Annotated in this window: 13 protein-coding genes; 1 reads left to right on the forward strand and 12 read right to left on the reverse strand. The window is 70.4% G+C overall.

What is annotated here, in order from left to right:
* Nucleotides 1-5 precede the first annotated feature (5 nt).
* From GUY59_RS14785 to GUY59_RS50695, 3 genes are read right to left on the reverse strand one after another with little or no spacing between them, the layout of a single operon-like run.
* Nucleotides 6-1,004, reverse strand: coding sequence for an ABC transporter permease (locus GUY59_RS14785; protein WP_132332102.1), 999 nt, complete (start codon nucleotides 1,002-1,004; stop codon nucleotides 6-8).
* 9 nt (nucleotides 1,005-1,013) lie between these two features.
* Entirely contained in the window at nucleotides 1,014-2,999 is a 1,986-nt protein-coding gene (locus tag GUY59_RS14790) for an ABC transporter substrate-binding protein (protein WP_138201193.1), read from the reverse strand.
* Between the two features lie 18 nt (nucleotides 3,000-3,017).
* The gene (locus GUY59_RS50695) at nucleotides 3,018-5,171 is read right to left on the reverse strand and encodes an Ig-like domain-containing protein (protein WP_138201194.1); all 2,154 of its coding nucleotides are present in this window, start codon (nucleotides 5,169-5,171) and stop codon (nucleotides 3,018-3,020) included.
* A gap of 4 nt (nucleotides 5,172-5,175) precedes the next feature.
* Between GUY59_RS50695 and GUY59_RS14800 the strand changes: the two genes are divergently transcribed.
* The gene (locus GUY59_RS14800; RefSeq protein ID WP_161714545.1) at nucleotides 5,176-5,340 is read left to right on the forward strand and encodes a hypothetical protein; all 165 of its coding nucleotides are present in this window, start codon (nucleotides 5,176-5,178) and stop codon (nucleotides 5,338-5,340) included.
* 328 nt (nucleotides 5,341-5,668) lie between these two features.
* Here the strand turns inward: GUY59_RS14800 and GUY59_RS14805 are convergent, their stop codons facing one another.
* From GUY59_RS14805 to GUY59_RS14845, 9 genes are all read right to left on the reverse strand, one after another.
* Nucleotides 5,669-6,646 carry a sugar-binding transcriptional regulator gene (locus tag GUY59_RS14805; RefSeq protein WP_252374947.1) on the reverse strand — a complete coding sequence of 326 codons (978 nt, stop codon included), beginning with the start codon at nucleotides 6,644-6,646 and terminating at the stop codon, nucleotides 5,669-5,671.
* Nucleotides 6,647-6,683: 37 nt separating this feature from the next.
* A complete protein-coding gene (locus GUY59_RS14810; RefSeq protein WP_138201195.1) occupies nucleotides 6,684-8,183 on the reverse strand; it encodes an FGGY family carbohydrate kinase in 1,500 nt (499 codons plus the stop codon).
* The gene (locus GUY59_RS14815) at nucleotides 8,170-9,195 is read right to left on the reverse strand and encodes a transketolase family protein (RefSeq protein WP_201760882.1); all 1,026 of its coding nucleotides are present in this window, start codon (nucleotides 9,193-9,195) and stop codon (nucleotides 8,170-8,172) included. Before GUY59_RS14815 ends, GUY59_RS14810 begins: the two co-directional genes overlap by 14 nt.
* A complete protein-coding gene (locus GUY59_RS14820) occupies nucleotides 9,192-10,100 on the reverse strand; it encodes a transketolase (protein WP_201760883.1) in 909 nt (302 codons plus the stop codon). Before GUY59_RS14820 ends, GUY59_RS14815 begins: the two co-directional genes overlap by 4 nt.
* A complete protein-coding gene (locus tag GUY59_RS14825) occupies nucleotides 10,097-11,086 on the reverse strand; it encodes a sugar phosphate isomerase/epimerase family protein (protein ID WP_138201197.1) in 990 nt (329 codons plus the stop codon). Before GUY59_RS14825 ends, GUY59_RS14820 begins: the two co-directional genes overlap by 4 nt.
* Before the next feature lies 1 nt (nucleotide 11,087).
* On the reverse strand, nucleotides 11,088-11,951 hold the full coding sequence (locus GUY59_RS14830) for a nucleoside hydrolase (RefSeq protein ID WP_212746195.1): 864 nt from the start codon (nucleotides 11,949-11,951) through the stop codon (nucleotides 11,088-11,090).
* Nucleotides 11,952-12,039: 88 nt separating this feature from the next.
* Nucleotides 12,040-13,305, reverse strand: a complete 1,266-nt coding sequence (locus GUY59_RS14835) for a hypothetical protein (RefSeq protein ID WP_138201199.1) — start codon at nucleotides 13,303-13,305, stop codon at nucleotides 12,040-12,042.
* Nucleotides 13,292-14,767 (reverse strand): pectinesterase family protein, encoded by a 1,476-nt coding sequence (locus GUY59_RS14840; RefSeq protein ID WP_138201200.1) that lies wholly within the window; start codon nucleotides 14,765-14,767, stop codon nucleotides 13,292-13,294. The genes GUY59_RS14835 and GUY59_RS14840 overlap by 14 nt, the downstream gene beginning before the upstream one ends.
* Nucleotides 14,768-14,988: 221 nt before the next feature.
* Complete coding sequence (locus GUY59_RS14845; protein ID WP_138201201.1) at nucleotides 14,989-16,869, reverse strand: calcineurin-like phosphoesterase C-terminal domain-containing protein; 1,881 nt, start codon at nucleotides 16,867-16,869, stop codon at nucleotides 14,989-14,991.
* Nucleotides 16,870-17,027: the final 158 nt, after the last annotated feature.

Consider the following 17,027-nt stretch of genomic DNA (forward strand, 5'->3'; position numbering starts at 1 on the left):
TGGCGCTACTCTCTCTTGTACCGTTTGCGGATTCGCGGGTCCCACCAGGCCAGCGCCAGGTCACTCACCACGGTGCCGACCACGGTCAGCGTGCTGAGGATCATGATGAAGCTGCCGACCAGGTACATGTCCTGGCTCATGACCCCGCTGAGCAGCAGCGGGCCCCCCGTCGGCAGGCTCATGACGACCGACACGATGGTCTCCCCGCCGATGAGCCCCGGGAGCAGCCAGCCCACCGTGCTGAAGAACGGGCTGAGCGACATCCGCACCGGGTACTTCAGCAGCAGCTTCCACTCCGGCAGCCCTTTGGCCCTGGCCGTGTGCACGTAGGGCCGGTAGAGCTCGTCGAGCAGGTTCGCCCTGGTCACCCGGATCATGCCCGCCGTGCCGGACACCCCGATGACCAGGATCGGCACCCACAGGTGTCCCATCAGGTCCAGGACCTTGCCCAGGTTCCAGGCCGCGTCCTGGAACTCGGGCGAGAACAGGCCGCCCACGCTCGCGCCGAAGTAGCGGAACCCGATGTACATCAGAACCAGCGCCAGCATGAACTCGGGGACCGCCATCCCGATGAAGCCGAGGAAGGAGAACCCGTAGTCACCCCAGGAGTACTGCTTGACCGCGCTGTAGATTCCGATGGGGAACGCGATCGCCCAGACCATGAGCAGGGAGCTGATCGACAGGATCGCCGAGAGCGCGACCCGCTCGCCGATGAGCGTGGCGACCGGCTGATTCCAGGCAAACGATTGACCGAAGTCGCCGTGGAGCAGGATCGCGGTGATCCAGCGCCAGTACTGCAAGAAGATCGGATCGTCCAGGCCGTAGCGCAGCCTGAGGTTCTCGATCTCCGCCGGAGTGAGGCCTTCGCCGCCCGCCTGCGCGTTCGCGATCAGCGTCGAGACATAGTCGCCCGGCGGCAGGTTGATGATGACGAAGGCGGCGATCGAGATCGCCCACAGCGTCACCACCACGTACAGCAGGCGGCGGCCGAAATAACCCAGCATGCCGGCGCCTCAGAAGGAGTACTGCTCGGGCTGGGTCGGCCCGGGGTTCACGGGACAGACGGACATGGAGTCGGGCACGTTCTTGACCTCGTTGGAGACGATGCCGTACTCGTCGGGATGCGAGCTGATGCCGATCGCGTAGAACTGGTCCTTGGCGATCCGCACGACCTTCCTGGCGTGCTCCAGCGCCTTGTTGACGTCCGGCTCGGTACGCATCGCGGTGAACGCCTCAAGTTGCTCGCGGACCACCGCCGGCGGCTCGTCGCCGTTCTTGCCCTTGCTGCCGTACCACAGGGCCCAGCGGATGGCGTAGCGGGCGCTGCCGGAGTTGCTCGGCACGTAGTAGTGGCTGCCGCCGGTGCCGGTGATCACGTCGAAGTCGCTGCACGTGAACGTGGACGCCTGCGGGTTGTTGCCCATCGTGCGCTCGGTGAACAGCGTGTCCGAGACGGGATCGACGCGCAGGCTGACCCCGACCGCCTCCCAGTGCTTCTTGACGAACTCCAGCGCCTGGACGTGGTGCGGGAACTCCGCGCTGGTCATGACGGTGACGATCAGTGGCTTGCCGTCGGGGCCCAGCCGCCTGCCGGCGGAGTCCTTCTCGGTCAGCCCGGCCTTGTCCAGGTACTCGCCCGCCTTGGCGACGTCGTACTCCGTGTACTGCTTGGCGAACTCCGCGTCGTAGACGGCGTTGTTCTTGGACGGCGCGGCCTGCCAGGGCTCGCCCTGCCCGGCGTACACGCCGTCGATGATCTCCTTGCGGTTGATCGCGTACGACAGCCCGATCCGGAAGTCCTTCTTCTGGAACAACTCGCGCAGGTCGTCGTCGCCGATCGTCTGGTTGAACTGGATGATCATCGTGTTGCTCAGCCGGCTCGGCACGTTGAACAGACGGTACTTGCCCTTCCCGGCGTTCTGCGCGACCACCGGCTTGTTCTCCGGCGTGTTGAAGTTGCGGAGCTGCATGTGGATCTCGCCGTTCATGATCTTCAGCAGCTCCACCTCGACGTCGCCGAGGAGGTCCGACCTGAACCGGTCGATGTAGGGAAGCTGGCGCCCCTGGTCGTCGACCTTCCAGTAGTACGGGTTCCGCTCGGCCACCACCGCCGTGCCGTCGCCGATGGCGGTAGTGATCTTCCATGGGTGCAGCGTGGGGATGTCGGCGTTGTGCGCCCAGTCGTTCTTCTGCATGAACAACTGGGTCCAGTCCTCGAACTGCTGCTCCTTGGCGAGCTTGTCGGCGTCCGGGTTGTACTTCTTGTGGAACTGCTTGAGGTAGTGCTTGGGCAGCAGGAAGCCGGCCGCCCCGCCACGCTCGAAGGTGGCGACCGCGATCTGGAACAGCAGGCCCGCCTTCGGCTCCTTGTAGACGTAGCGGACCGTCCGCTCGTCCACCTTCTCCACCTTGACCAGTTCGTCCGTGCTGCCGTTCTCCAGGTAGAGGTCGTAGACGCCGGTCGTGTGCAGGTCCTTGTAGACGGCCACGTCCTCGAAGGCGAAGAGCAGGTCGTCGGCCGTGCAGGGCTGCCCGTCCGACCACTTCAGGCCGTCGCGCAGCCGGAAGACGTACTCCCGGCCGTCGTTCTCGACCTCGAACTCGGCCACGTTGGGGATGATGTCGTCCGGGCCCTTCTGGCCGTTGGTGCCGGGCTTGAGCCGGACGACGGGCTCGTAGGCGAGGGTGTAGATCAGCCAGTCCCAGTCGTCCTCGCCCACCATGGCCGAGTTCCACGTGCCGCCGTACGCACCGGCCTCCTTCAGCGGCTTGACCACCAGGGGGTTCTTCGGCAGGCGCTCGGCGAGCGGCGGCAGCTTGCCGTTCCTGACCAGCTCGGCCAGCGCTGGAGCCTCCTTGGCCGACAGGTCTGCCGCCTTCGCGACCTTGCCGCCCGTGTCGGGGCTGGTGTCGAAGAAGCCGCATCCAGTGGCGGAGGCCAGCAGCAGGAAGCCGCCGCCGGCGAGCACACCCCTCCTCGTCAACGGTCGTGGTGTCATGAGCACGCTCCTGTCTGGTCAGCCATTGATCTTCACGAGGCTGAACTGCGCCGTGGTGTAGGTGCGGACGGCGATCGCCTCCTGGTTCCCGTCGACCGCGAGGCCGATGTAGAACCGGCCGCTGCGCATCGCTATGCGCTCGTAGCCGATGCGGTCCCAGTTCAGGGAGTTGTCGGAGAGGAAGGCCTCGAACTCGTGGTCGCCGGTCGGCAGGCTCCGGCACACCAGGCGCAGCCAGTACGGCTTCACGCTCAGCGGGTCCTCGCCGTCGTACGGCCAGAGGCCGACGCTGGGCTCCTTGCCGTGCTGGGCGACCCTGATGGCCTTGGCGCGCAGTCCGGCGCCGTCGTCGCCGCTCGCGGAGTAACCGATCCCGGCCATCATGAACGGCGAGTTCGGCGCGAGGTCCTGGCGCACCATGACGCCCGCCACGGCATCGATGTGACCCGTGCTGATGTGGTCCAGCCGCGCGGTGATCTCGACGACCTGCCCCCGCTTGGTGAACCCGACCGCCTGGTGGGCGAAGTGGAAGGAGTCCTTCCAGCCGGCGATCTTGCCCGACCCCTTCAGCGTGAGCACGCCGTCCTTCAGCGCCGTGCTGCCGGGGATGGGCACCTCGCCGATGTCCTGCGCCTTCCACGGCTTGTGGGGCCTGGTGCGGGTGACGTGGATCGGCACCAGCGACGAGGTGGTGGCCGACCCCGTGCTGTCGGTCGCGCGGGCCGTCAGGCAGTGGGTGCCGTCCGTCGCGTTCTCCCAGGTCACCTGGTACGGCGCCGCGGTGGCCTCGCCGATCTTCTTGTCGCCGTGGAAGAACTCGACCGTGGCGATGGACGCGCCGTCCATGGCCTTGGCGTCGGCCTTGACGACGACGGACTGTTCGTCCTGTGCGGCGGCGAACACCTGGTCGGCCTTGGGGGAGAGGATCGCCACCTCGGGGTTGCGGGCCCCGGCCCGCTGGATGGAGTTCAGGTAGCGCTCCAGGTTCGTGTACCCGCTGCCGTCCACCGTCCCGGCGTCGTCGGGGTTCTCCGGGTCCAGCCCGTTGGCGCTCTCCCATTCGTCCGGCATGCCGTCGTGGTCGCTGTCGGCGGGAGCGGGCGTCTCGGACGGCAGCGGCAGGAAGCCGCCGACGTCCTTCTGCGAGTTGATGTGGCGTCCCGTGCCCGTGCGCGCCTCGCCGACCAGCCGGGCGTCGATGGCGTCCCGCCGCGGCAGGGTGGCTCCGGCCTGTTCGAGGACCGCGGCGTACGCCTGCGCCGGGGTCTGCTCCGTGATGCCGTGCTCGAACTCCACCGGCCTGGGCAGCAGCGTGATGCCGCCGACGGGGTAGGTGATGCCGAGCGTGTTGTCGGCCGTGATGTCGTCGTGGCCCTCGACCGTGTTGCCGCTGACGTGCCACTGGCCGAACCGCCCCGGCGCCACGATCGTCCTGGCGATCGGGGGTCGCGTGTTCGGGCCCGGCTTGTAGTGGTTGCCGATGATGTTGATGCCGTTGGACCACTCGCCGCCGTAGCAGGACGTGATCCCGGGGTTGTAGATCACGTTGTTGCGGTGGTCCACCCTCAGGCTCATGCCCTCGGTGAAGCTGAAGCGCGGGTTGCGGCCGTTCTCGTGGACGAGCAGGTTGTGGTGGTAGGTGACGGTGTCGCCGCCCCACAGGCCGCCCATGCCGTGGCGGCCCTTGGGGTGCACCGAGTTCACCAGGCCCTCGGAGATGACGCACCACTGGACGGTCACGTTGGTGTTGCCGTAGACGGAGAAGCACTCGTCCACGCCCCAGCTGAACGAGCAGTGGTCGATGATGAGGTCGCGCACGTCGCGGGCGCCGAAGGTGTCGATGGCGGTGCCGAGCTCGTCGCCGCCGCGGAAGCGCAGGTGGCGCAGGATGATGTTGTCGCCCTTGATCTGCGTCTCGTTGCCGGTGACGGTGATGCCGTGGCCGGGGGCGGTCTGACCGGCGATGGTGAGGTTGCTGCCGGTGATGTCGAGGCCGCCCTTGATCCGGATGGTGCCGGCGACCCGGAAGACGATCGTCCCGTCGGACTTGGCCACCGCCTCGCGTAATGATCCGGGGCCGTCGTCGTCGAGGGTGGTGACCTCGTACACCGCGCCGCCCCGGCCGCCGGTGGTGTACATCCCGGCCCCTTCGGCCCCGGGGAAGGCGGGCACTCCTTTGGCCCGCTCCTTCGCCTCGACGGTGGGGGTGGGGCTCGGGCTCGGCTTCGCCGCCACGCTCGATGTGCCGCTCGATGTGCCGCTCGATGTGCCCGCCCACGCCACGGCGGGCGGGGCCAACGCCGCGGACCGCACGAAATCCCGGCGGCTGAAATGTGAATGATGGCGATCGAAGCCAAGGGCCTCGGTCATGCGAAACGCTCTCTTTCCGCCCCGAATAGACAGGGCTGTGCCGTCTTTCGGCACGACTCCGGAACCACGCTGTCGTTGCTGAGAATTTTTATTCACGCATGAATGGAGTGGATTCATCACATCGTGAACGACACGGATGTGACTGTCAAGAGCGCTTTCGTACGCGAACGGAACAGCCGGTTCACGGATCCGTCACAATGACCGGGCGCGCGGACGACGAAAGGCCGCCGGGCCAGATGCCCGGCGGCCTTTTCGCGCGAGAGGAGACCCTGGGCGCGATCGCCCGGGGGAGGCGGTGGTCAGTCCTTGAGCAGCTGCTCGGCCACGCCCACGTCGGTGATCAGGGTGTTCACCCAGCCGCCCCTGAGCGCCGCCCGGATGGCGGCCGTCTTGCGGCGGCCCCCGGCGATCGCGATGCGCCGGGGCACCCGCAGCAGGTCGGCGGCCGGAATGCCGAGGATGCGCCGCTCCAGCGGCGAGTCGACCAGACGGCCCTCGGCGTCGAAGAAGCGCAGGCACACGTCGCCCACCGCGCCCAGCCCGCGCAGCGTCTCCAACTCCTCCTCGTCGATGGCGTTGCCGCTGTCACGCAGCAACGGCGACGGGTCGAGGCTGCCGATGCCGACCAGCACGGTCGTCAGCCGGGACCACGCGTCCACGACCTGCCGCACCACGTGGTCCTCCGACAGCGCCTGACGCGCCTCCGGCGTGCCGACCAGGCCGGGAGCGGGCAGGAACACCGGCTCGGCGCCCGTCAGGTCCGCCAGGTGGGCGGCCAGCCGGGTGGCCTGCACCTGCGCCGACCCCTTGCCCACCCCGCCGATGAGCTGCACGACCTCCTCGGCCACCCGCACGGGACGGCGCTGCATCGCCTCCACCGTGGCCAGCAGGCTCGCGCTCCACGACGAGATGCCGAGGTGCTCGCCGCCGATGAGGGTGGCGTCGAGATGGGTGGCCCCGGCCGAGCCCAGCGCGGCCACCACGTCGTGGTTGTTGTCGCCCGCTGCGTCCACGACGATGATCTGCTCCACGCCGTATTTCCGCTCGAGGTCCTCCTCCAGCAGCGCGTGCACGCCGCTCGGCACCACCACGACCGTGCGCACGATGCCGATCTCCGCCGCCTCCTTGAGCAGCCGGGACACCCGCGGCTGCGAGATGCGCAGCTGGGCGGCGATCTGCGGCTGGCGTACGCCGTGCTCGTGGTAGAGGCGCGCGACCCGCACCAGCAGCCGCATGCGTTCGGACTCCTGGCCGAGCCGGCGCCCGGTGTATCTCACGGGCTCCCCGCCGGCACGGCTCTTCTCGAACTGACTGTCAGCTCCCACGATCGCTGGCCTCCGCTTCGGCTCCGCCGCTCCTGCTGGTCCGGTGGCGAGCCCGGGCCACTGCCGAGTGCCATTCTGCTAGGGCGCGGCGGCGCTCGCACACCGGAAGGCCGGGTGTGTAGCACCGGCCGTGGCGGGGCAGCCCGGACAGCTCCCGGCGGGACCATACACCGTACGTGATCCCGGCCAGGTGAGCGGCCCCCAGCGCGGACAGCTCCGGCCGCCTCGCCACCCGCACCACGCGCCCCGTCACGTCGGCCTGCCACTGCATGAGGTCGGCGTTGGCGGTGGGACCGCCGTCGGCCAGCAGCTCGTCCACCGGGCCCGCCGCCCGCTCCAGAGCCGCCACGACGTCGCCCACCTGCAGCGCGATCGAGTCGACCGCCGCCCTGGCGAGGTCTTCCCTGCGGCTGTCGAGCCCGAACCCCGCCATGACCGCCACCGCCCGGTCATCCCACCACGGAGCGCCGAGACCGCCGAACGCGGGCACGAGCTGCACCGCGCCCCGGCGACCCCGGGCCGCGAGCCGCGCCAGCTCCTCCGGCTCCGTGCCGAGCACCCCGGCCAGCCAGGTGAGCGTCGCCCCGGCGGCCAGGACATTGCCCTCCAGCGCGTACGCGGGTTCGCCGTCCTGCCACCCGATGGTCAGGCACAACCCCTCGTCCCCGCCGGCATCCGGGCCGGCCAGGCCCATCACCGAGGAACCCGTACCGTACGTCACCTTGACCCGCCCAGGACGGCCCGCCGCGTGCGCGAACAGGGCGGCGTGCGAGTCGCCCATCACCGCGCCGACCGGCACCCCGGCCAGCGACGGGTGCAGCGCTGCGGCGTCGGCGTGCGCCTGGGGCGCCGCGGAGGGCACGATCCTGGGGAGGGTGTCCTCGGGAACGCCGAACAGCTCCAGCAACTCGGGGCTCCAGCGGCGGGCCCGCACGTCGAGCAGCTGCGTACGCGAGGCGCTGCCGACCTCGATCACGTGCCCGGCGCCCAACCGGGACAACACCCATGAGTCCACCGTCCCCAGACGGCAACCGTCACGGGTTCCGTGGTGGTCGAGCAGCCAGGCGGCCCTGGCCGCGGAGAACATCGGGTCCAGCGGCAGGCCGCTGATCCGGCGGACCATGGGCGCCGCGCCGGAGGCGGCCAGCCGGGCGCACAGGTCCGCACCCCGGCGGTCCTGCCAGCTCACCAGCGGGCTGAGCGGCGCGCCCGACGCGCCGTCCCAGAGGATCAGCGACTCACGCTGCACGCTCAGCCCCACGGCGGCCACCCGTCCTGGCGGCACCCCCGACAGGCATGCCGACACCGCGTCGAGGACGCTGCGCCACAACTCCTCGCCGTCCTGCTCGACCAGGCCAGGCCCCGGATGCCGCTGCGCGAGCGGCGCGGAGGCCCGCGCCACCGGCTCGCCCGCGACGTCCACGAGGATCGCCTTGGTCGCGCTGGTCCCCTGGTCGACACCCAGCACCAGCGGATCACCCGTCGTCAACGCCCACACCCCCCGCCCCGCCCGCTCCGAGTCCACCTGTTCCGATCCCACCTGTTCCGAGCCCGCCAGCTTCGAGGCCCAGCACGTCCAGCGTCGCGCGGGCGATGCCCCCGGCGGTGAGCCCGAAGTGTTCGAGCAGGAACGCCGTCTCCCCGGTCGGCGCGAACGTACGCGGACCGAGCAGCCGCATCGGCACCGGCCTGGTCTCCAGCACGACCTCGGCCACCGCCGCCCCAAGGCCGCCGGTGGGCACCGCCTCCTCGGCCGTGACGACCGCCCCGGTCTGCCGGGCCGCGGCGACGATCTCCTCACGGTCGAGCGGGCTGATCGTCGACACGTTCACCACCCGCGCGTCCACCCCGTGGCCGGCGAGCAGCGCGGCGGCGCTGAGCGCGCGGCTGACCATCGTGCCGGTCGCCACGAGCGTGGCGTCCGCGCCGTCCCGCAGCCGCGCCGCCCGCCCGTAGGTGAAGGCGGGCCCGCCGGGCGGTGAGACGTCCGGCACGGGGAAGCGGCCGATCCGCAGGAACGCCGGCCCCGTCGTCTGCGCCGCCCACCGGACGGCGGCGCTGGTCTGCGCGGGATCGGCGGGTACGACCACGGGCAGGTCGGCGATGGCCCGCAACCACGACAGGTCCTCGGTCGAGTGGTGGGTGGGCCCGAGCGCGCCGTAGGCGAGGCCGGGGCTCATCCCGCACAGCTTGACGTTGGCCAGGCTGTAGGCGACGTCGGCCTTGATCTGCTCCAGCGCCCGCGCGGTCAGGAACGTCGCCGCCCCGCACACGAACGGCACCAGCCCCGCGTTGGCCAGCCCCGCGCCGATGCCCACCATGTCCTGTTCGGCGATGCCGACGTTGATCAGCCGTTCGGGGAACTTCCGGGCGAAGGCGGCCAGCTTGCTCGACCCCACCGAGTCGTTGCACACGGCCACGATCCGGTCGTCGGCGCGGGCCAGCCGCACCAGCTCCGCGGCGAAGGCGTCCCTGCAGTCGTACGTCTCCTCGACGGTCAACGCAGTTCCTCGAGCGCCATGCGGGTCTGCTCGGCGTCCGGCACCTTGTGATGCCACTCCACCCGGTCCTCCATGAACGACACCCCTCGCCCCTTCACGGTCCTCGCGATCACGCAGCGCGGCCGCGACCCCGCGTGCGGTGCGGTCACGGCGTCCAGCAGCGCCAGATGGTCGTGCCCGTCGACCTCGGCGACCTCCCACCCGAACGCCCGCCACTTGTCCGCGAGCGGCTCCAGGTCGTTGGTGTCGCCGGTACGGGCGCCCTGCTGCAGCCCGTTGCGGTCGATGACGGCCGTCAGCGACGACAACCCCCGGTGCGCCGCCGTCATGGCGGCCTCCCAGTTGCTGCCCTCCTGCAGCTCGCCGTCGCCGAGCACGACCACGGTCCTCGCCGGTGACCCGCGCAGGCGCAGGCCGACCGCCACGCCGACGCCGACGGGCAGCCCGTGCCCGAGCGGGCCCGAGCTGGTCTCGACGCCCGGCACCGCCCTGCGGCTGGGGTGGCCGTTGAGCGGCGACATCGGGGCGGCGAACGTGGCGAGCCGGTCCGCGGGGAAGAAACCGCAGGTCGTGAGCGTGGTGTAGAGGGCGACCGAGCAGTGTCCCTTGCTCAGGATGAGGCGGTCGCGCTCGGGCCAGTCGGGTCTGGCCGGGTCGATGCGCAGCACGGCGCCGTACAGCGTGGTGAGGATGTCGGTGACGGACAGGTCGCCACCGGTGTGCCCGAGGCCCGCCGCGTGGATCGTGCTGATCGCCGTACGTCTGATCCCGCCCGCCAGCGCGGCCAGCGCGGCGGCGCGGGCGGCCCGGTCGGCGTGCGCCAGCCGGTCGCGCAGCCGGCGCCATGCGCCGATGGCGTCGTGGTCGGGCAGCAGCAGGCCGCCGGCGGCCTGGGCGAGGGTCACGGCGTCTCGCGCGCGGTTCCGAGCGCCGACCAGAGCAGCGCCTGCGCCGCGAGGGCGTCCTGCCGCTCCTGCGCCTCACGCAGCGCGTCGTGGTCGACGCGGTCGCACACCTGCTCCAGCATGCGGATCGTGGCGATGCTCTGCGACAGCGCGCGTACCGGATCCTCCCTGAAGGGGAACTGGTCGAGCAGGACCGGCGCGCTCCAGCCGATGCGCCGCACCGCCAGCAGGTACTCGATGGTCTCGAACAGGTGCACCGACGCCACGGGCAGGTCGTCGTCCCAGCCGCGCCAGTTGTCGTTCAGCTCCACCGACACCAGCCGCCCGCGCCGGTGCACGAGCTGCACCGCCTCGGCGGGCGTCTCGCCGGCGAGCAGGGAGTGGCCGAAGTCCATGACGATGCCGACGTTCGGCTGCCCGGCCTCCTCGATGGCGAGCAGGGTGCGGGCCGCGTCGGAGAGCGTGATGCGAACCCGCGGCTCCTTGGCCTTGTACTCGATCGCGAACCGCACGTCCGGGTGCGCCGAGGCGAGTTCGCGGATCGCGGAGACCGTCAACTCCCACAGCCGCGCGTAGTCGGCCTGCCCCGGCATGTCGAAGCCGTCCTGGCCGGGCCAGAACTTCACGTAGCCGGCCCCGAGTTCCCGCGCGACGGCGACGGCCTCGTGCACGCGCTCCACGGCGCGCTCCCGCACGGCGGGGTCGGGGTTGGTGAAGGCGCCCTTGGCGAACTCCCGCGTGTACAGGTGCGGCGTGATCGCCCTGGCCCGCAGGCGGCGCTCGGCCAGCGCCGCCGCCAGCTCGGACGTCTTGGAGACGCCCTCGGCGAACGGCACGTTGATGTCGAGGCACTCCAGCCCGTCCACGGAGGCCGCCAGGTCGAGCATCTCGGTCATCGTCCTCGACGGGCCGTAGCCGTCGGTCGCGTACCGGTCGACGATCTGCCCGAACGCCCATATCCCGGCGCCGAACGTCAGCGCGCTCATGTCACACCCTCCTCTGCGCGAAGGCCCGCAGCTTGGCGAAGAAGTCCTCGTGGATGAACCGTGCGTCGATCGAGTCGTAGGTGCGGATGGGCCGGTTGGCGACGGAGAAGTCGTGCGAGCCGTCGTGGCGGAAGTTCGGAGCGGGCCGCTCCACCCACGTCCCGCACGCCGGGTGCAGCATCAGCCCGATCGCGGGGGAGTCGCCCAGCACGCGGAACTCGATCGACCCGCCGTGCCGGCTCTCGTTCCACTCGACGAGCTGGCGCACGAGGTAGTCGCCGATCTCGCCGCACGGCGCGACCTTCTCGTCCAGCTCGGCGTAGCCGACCGCCATCATCCGGTACGTCGGCGCGGGGACCTGCCAGACCCGCAACGACGAGGAGAACACGATGTTGGCCGCCACGATGTCGTTGGACAGGTTGAACTCGGGGCGTCCCGGCTCGCCCTCCCTGCCGTCGTATCCGCCGCCGCCGATCCAGACCACGGTGACGTCCCGTTCGGCGATGCGCGGCTCCAGCAGCAGGGCCGAGGCCATGTCGGTGAGCGGGCCGAGGAACGCCACGAACAGCGGCTCCTCCACGTCGCGCATGGCCTCGGAGATGATCAGCTCCACGCCGGGCGTCCTGACGGGGGTGCCGACGTCGGGCAGCGCGTACGGCACGCCGTCGGCCACCGGCACCCGGCCGTCGAGCTTCGTCAGCCGCAGCAGCAGCTCGATCTCCTCCCGGCTTTCCTCCAGGCTCGACCGGGTGCGCCTGTTGCCGAAATGCGCGGCGATCAGGCCTCGAATGTCGAGACTCGGGGAGAGCAGGGCGTGCACGATCGCGAATTGGTCGTCCGCCTCATTCTTGGCATCGGTGTTCACGATCACCCGGCGCCGGTGGGAAAAAGTCCTGACCGCCACGCAACCCTCCGCCTGAATATTTATTCAATAATGTATCTATATTCCGATATTAGGTTGTGATATTTGAGGTGTCAAGATCCCAGAGGATCACGGAAAGGGCGTGCGGCGAGATGGTGTGGTCCTCGTGCGTGGCGTCCTCCAGGATGTCCCACCGGCCCTCCTCGGGCCGTCCGCCCGCGAGCAGCGCCACCCGGTCGCGCACCGGGGCGTGGTAGGCGCGGTGCCCGACCCCGTTGAAGCAGCAGTCGTCGAACCGGTTGAGGACCTGCAGTTGGCCGCGTCCCCGGCCGACCGAGGCCAGCACGTACATGTCGAGGAAGTCGTCGGACCCGGCGGCGTAGAAGCCCGGCAGCGCCTCCTTGGTCTGCTCGAAGTCGCCGATCGTCGGGCTCGGCTTGGGCGAGGCCGGGCGCAGGAAGAACGGCAGCGACCCGGCCACCGGATAGCTGCGCGTCACCCGCGGGTCCAGCGCGGCGTAGACCGTGGTCGTCCAGCCGCCGCCCGACAGGCCGACCATCTCCACGGAGGCGGGCCGGTACGTCGCCGTCGCGTAGTTCAGGGTCACCGTGATCGGTTCGAGGAAGAACGTCAGCGTCGAGAACCCGGCCCGCTCCCACGGCGGCAGTTCCCTGTGCGACGGGCCGGGCAGCAGCGTGTCCGGGTCGTCCGGGTCGGCGATCTGCTGGGCGTTCCAGTGGTGGAACGGCATCGCGTACGCCATCACCCGGTAACCCCGGTCGAGCAGCTCCTGGACGGTGCGGAGCATGGTGTCGAACGGCTCACCGTGCCCGTTGTGGTACAGGGCCAGCCGGCGGTTCCAGCGCTTGCGCGGCAGGAGGTCGTACACCTTGGCCGAGACGCGGTAGCGCAGCGGGACCGTCAGCAGGTCGATCCTGCGCACGCCGGTCAGCGAGGCGAAGTCGGGCGCGTCGACGCCCTTCTCCACCTCCGGCAGTGACGTGGGCAGGCCCGCGCCCTTCCAGACGTAGTCCGCCATGGCAGCGCGCCTGGCCGCGATGTCGGCGGCCGAGTGGATGCCGATCAGCGGCTCGATGTCGACGCCCGCCACGGCCGCGGGCAGCGTCCTGTACTCGGGGCCGAACCTGGCGGCGACCTCCTGGTTCACCGGCGCGACCGGGCGCGGCGGCCTGGCTCCTGCCCCGGCCCGCGGGGTGGTGTGCGCGGCCTGCGCGGTGGCCGCCGCGGCCGGAGCCGCCGCGCCCGCGACGACGGCCGCGCCGAGCCCGCCGAGGACCCCGCCCAGTACCCCGCGCCGGCTCGCCACTCCCGTGTCCGTCCCGTCATTCGTGTGCATCAGGCGTGCTCCCGTGCTCTCCGCGGTGGCCCCGCTCCGGATCCCAGCCGCCCAGGACGAACGCCGGGTCGCTCCACTGTTTCGCCTCGGCGTCCGTGAGCTGGCGCGAGCAGGCCAGCCGCTGCGAGGTGTCGATCGCTCGGCCGGACAGGTCGGTGCTGCCGTGCTCCCAGAAGGACGTCTGCCGGGCCTGCGCGCAGTCGTCCGGGTCGATCTGCCAGCCGGCCGGGTCGATGTGGCCGTCCATCTCGGTGTCGATGTACACGACCTGGCTGTGCGTGAACCGCCAGACCGCGCTGCGGCTCAGCGCGACCGAGCCGTCCGGCACGCCGGGCGCCCGCGTCAGCTTGGTCCTGACGAACACCGTGCCCGGGCGGGTCTCGTCGTTGCGGCTCTGCGAGATGTAGCCGCGGTCCGTCGACTCCAGCACCGTGTCCTGGATGAACACCGTGCCGGTGCCCCAGACGAAGTCGGTGTCGCCGCTGATGTGGCTGTCGGTCACGAAACCCTTGCCCTGCAGGCGCAGCGTGTCCTGGAAGCTGCGCAGGTGCACGCGTTCGAGCGCGATGCGCTCGTTGTTGCCCCGGAACGCCTCGGCCTGCGAGCCGCCGTCCGGCGTCGTGTTGTGCACGGTGACGTCGCTCATCCGGAAGTCGGAGGCGTCCACCCCGAACGAGGCCCGCCAGCAGTTGTGCAGGTCGGACGTCTCCAGCACGCGACGCGGGCACACGTCCTCGGGGCCGCCGTCGCTCAGCGCCTTGTCGCCGTTGCGCAGGTCGTTGTTGGGATAGCGGATCACGGTGCGCTTCGCCCCCGCGCCCCGCACGGTGATGTGCGGGCGGTCCTCGCGGACGTAGACGATCTCGGTGTAGACGCCGGGCCGCACGTCGATCGTCACCGGGGTCGTGTTGCCGGTCGGCACCGCGTCGATGGCGCCCTGCACGGTGCAGAAGTCGCCGGCGCCCTTGGCCGACACCGTCAACCGGCCGGGCTTGGGCTCGCGCCTGGTCGTCGTGAACCGCCAGGCCCGGGGGTCCCGCACGCCGTCGAAGCCCGCGAACACGCCCTGGTCGACGGTGACGTAGTACTCCTGGCCGTACTCCAGCCGGTGGTGCAGGTAGACGTCGGCCCGGTGGCCCTCGATCATGATCGATTCGTACGAGAAGTCGTGCGGCAGTCCCGTGTCGGAGATGGCGCTGCCGACGTTCTTCCTGTCGGTCTTCGCGGTGGCGGCCTCGATGCGGTCGGCGAGTGTGCCGTCGGCGCGGCGCACCTCGATCGCGCCGGTCGTGCCCAGGGCCGGCGGCTCGGGGAACGTGATGGTCAGGGGCGCGTCGACGCAGGTCCCGCCGCCTCGCCCGGGCACCGAGAACCGCGGCTCGTCACCGGCCTCGGCCTGTGCGGTCACCGAGCATAAGACGAGCGCCGCCGCGGTCGCGAGCACCGTGATGGTTGCCTTCACCTGCACCTCTCGTGGCGAATGGATAGTTGGCTGTGAATAAATATGTATACGTCTCCACAGGTCCGGTCAAGGCCGCAAAGCCCCCTGCTCGCTCGCATCCATGGCTTCCGCAGGGCATCGGGCAGGTTCCAGGCCGGGAAAGGGCCGACAAGGAGAGGCCGCGAACGCGCGGAGGCCGCCACCCGATGCGGGTGGCGGCCCGAGAAACGGGCAGGAGAGCCCTACCGTTGTTCGGCGACGGTGAAGCGCAACTCGTCGGTGAACTTCCGGCCGTAGGAGTCGGTCGCGGTGACCCTCGCCCTGTGCTCGCCCTCGGCGAGGTCGGCGGGCAGCTCGAACCGCCAGAGATGCATCGACCGGTCCGCGATGCTGGCGTCGCCCACCAGTTGCCGCGCGACGGCGTGCGGGTCGGACCACTCGGGGCCGACCAGTTGGTCCTCGCCGCGGAGCTCCTGCGTACGCGTGGCCTCGCGCGCCGGGCCGTGGTCGATCGAGACCTTCACCGTGGAGCCGGTGGAGCCCATCCAGAAGTTGGTCGTGAGCCAGGTGCGCCCGTTCAGATCATCGCGATCCACGACATTGGGGTCACCCAGTTCCGGCGCCTCTCCTTGGTGATCCTCGTTCCAGGCCTGCCGCGCGGCGTACCACTCACGATAGGCCGGGCTGTTGAGGCCCAGCTGCGTCTGCACCCTGTCGCTCTTGCCGGTCACCGTGTACCGCTCCTTGAAGGAGCTGCCCCTGATGTCGAGGGTCAGCAGGCCCGGCATGCCGCCGTCGCGTCCGACGGCCACGGGGTAGCCCTCGTCGGTCAGCTCACCCGAGTACCAGTCACCGGAGATGGCGCCCGCCGTGATGTGCGGGAACGGCAGCCCTTCGACGCCGAAGAGGTCACGCCAGCCCTGGGCGAGGTCGCCGGTCTTCATGTTCTCGATGGAGTGGCTGTGCCCGGAGACGGCGACGGCCTTGCGGCCGTCCAGCAGTTCGTGCACCTTGCGAACCTGGTCGACGTTGTGGATCGGGCTGCCCTCGTCGGCCCAGTTCAGCAGGGAGATGTGGCTGGCGACCACGATGAGCTTGCCGCGGTCGACCGTGGCCAGGTCCCGCTCCAGCCATGTGAGCTGGTCCTCGCTGAGCCTGCCGTTGTACGCCGCCTTGCCCGCGGGGTCGTCGCACTGGGGCCGCAGGCCGTCGGCGTTGTCGACGTCGGGGGTGCACGGGTAGCGCACCGTGTTCAGCGCGACGACGTGCACCTCGCCCACGTCGTACGAGTAGTACGCGGGCGCGAGCTGCGCGCGGAAGGTGTCGAACGAGTGCTCGGCGGTCTCGGCGTCGAAGTCGAGGTCGTGGTTTCCGGGCAGGAACCGGGCCGGCCCGTTGGTCAGGCTCGTGAGCTCCTTCACGTCCGGGTAGAGCGACAGGTCGTCACCGACGACGTCACCGATGAAGAGCGTGCCGCATCCCTGGTAGTCGTGGCGCTTCGCGAGGTCGGCCATCGCACCCTTGCGGGCGTAGCCGATTTCCGTCTTGTTGTAGGGCTGCAGGTCGCCCGCGATCACGCAGTGCTGTTCCCTGGTCTTCGTCCGCGCGCTCCGGACGACGGGGAAGTTCACAGCGTTCGGAAGGGCGCCGGTGGGGGCGATGCCGCCGTAGCGCAGCTCGGGCGAGCCCTCGGGCAGGTGGTTGTAGTGGAACTGCGCCACGTTGGACGCGTCCACCGGCACCTGGTAGCCGGCCGGCTGCGTGATGAACACCGTCATGTTGTCGTAGACGGGTAGCCGGTAGCGGCCGCGGGAGTCGGTGGTCACCACGTCGCGCCCGTTCGACACCACGACGTCGCGCAGGCCGCGCTCGTGCCGGTCGTGGACGCTGTCTCGGTCACGGTCGTCGAAGACGATCCCGGTCAGGACCGAGGGGTCGGCCGGGCCGTCAGGGGTGCGGACGACCTCGACGTGGCCGCGGTAGGCGGTCTTGTTCCAGGCACCGTGCAGCGTGCTCGCCGCGGCGCCCGAGGCGGGGCCGATCGCGACGGCTGAGCCGGCAACCAGGGAGGTGAGGGTCAGGGCGACGCGGAGTCTGATGCCTTCTCGGGAGGGACTCAACATTAGCGTTCTCCGGTGAGTCGTTCGGTGCGGCCGTCATGGCAGCCGAACGATCTTTTCCGAGAGAGCTGAACAGCGGCCCCTGTGCGAGAGAACGCCAGCGGTCCGGAGGCCGGCCCGCGGGTGATCCAACGTGGGGGCGCATCGAATTTCTGTTTCGC

It is taken from the genome of Nonomuraea sp. K271, from assembly GCF_009908215.1.
Taxonomy (GTDB): domain Bacteria; phylum Actinomycetota; class Actinomycetes; order Streptosporangiales; family Streptosporangiaceae; genus Nonomuraea; species Nonomuraea longispora.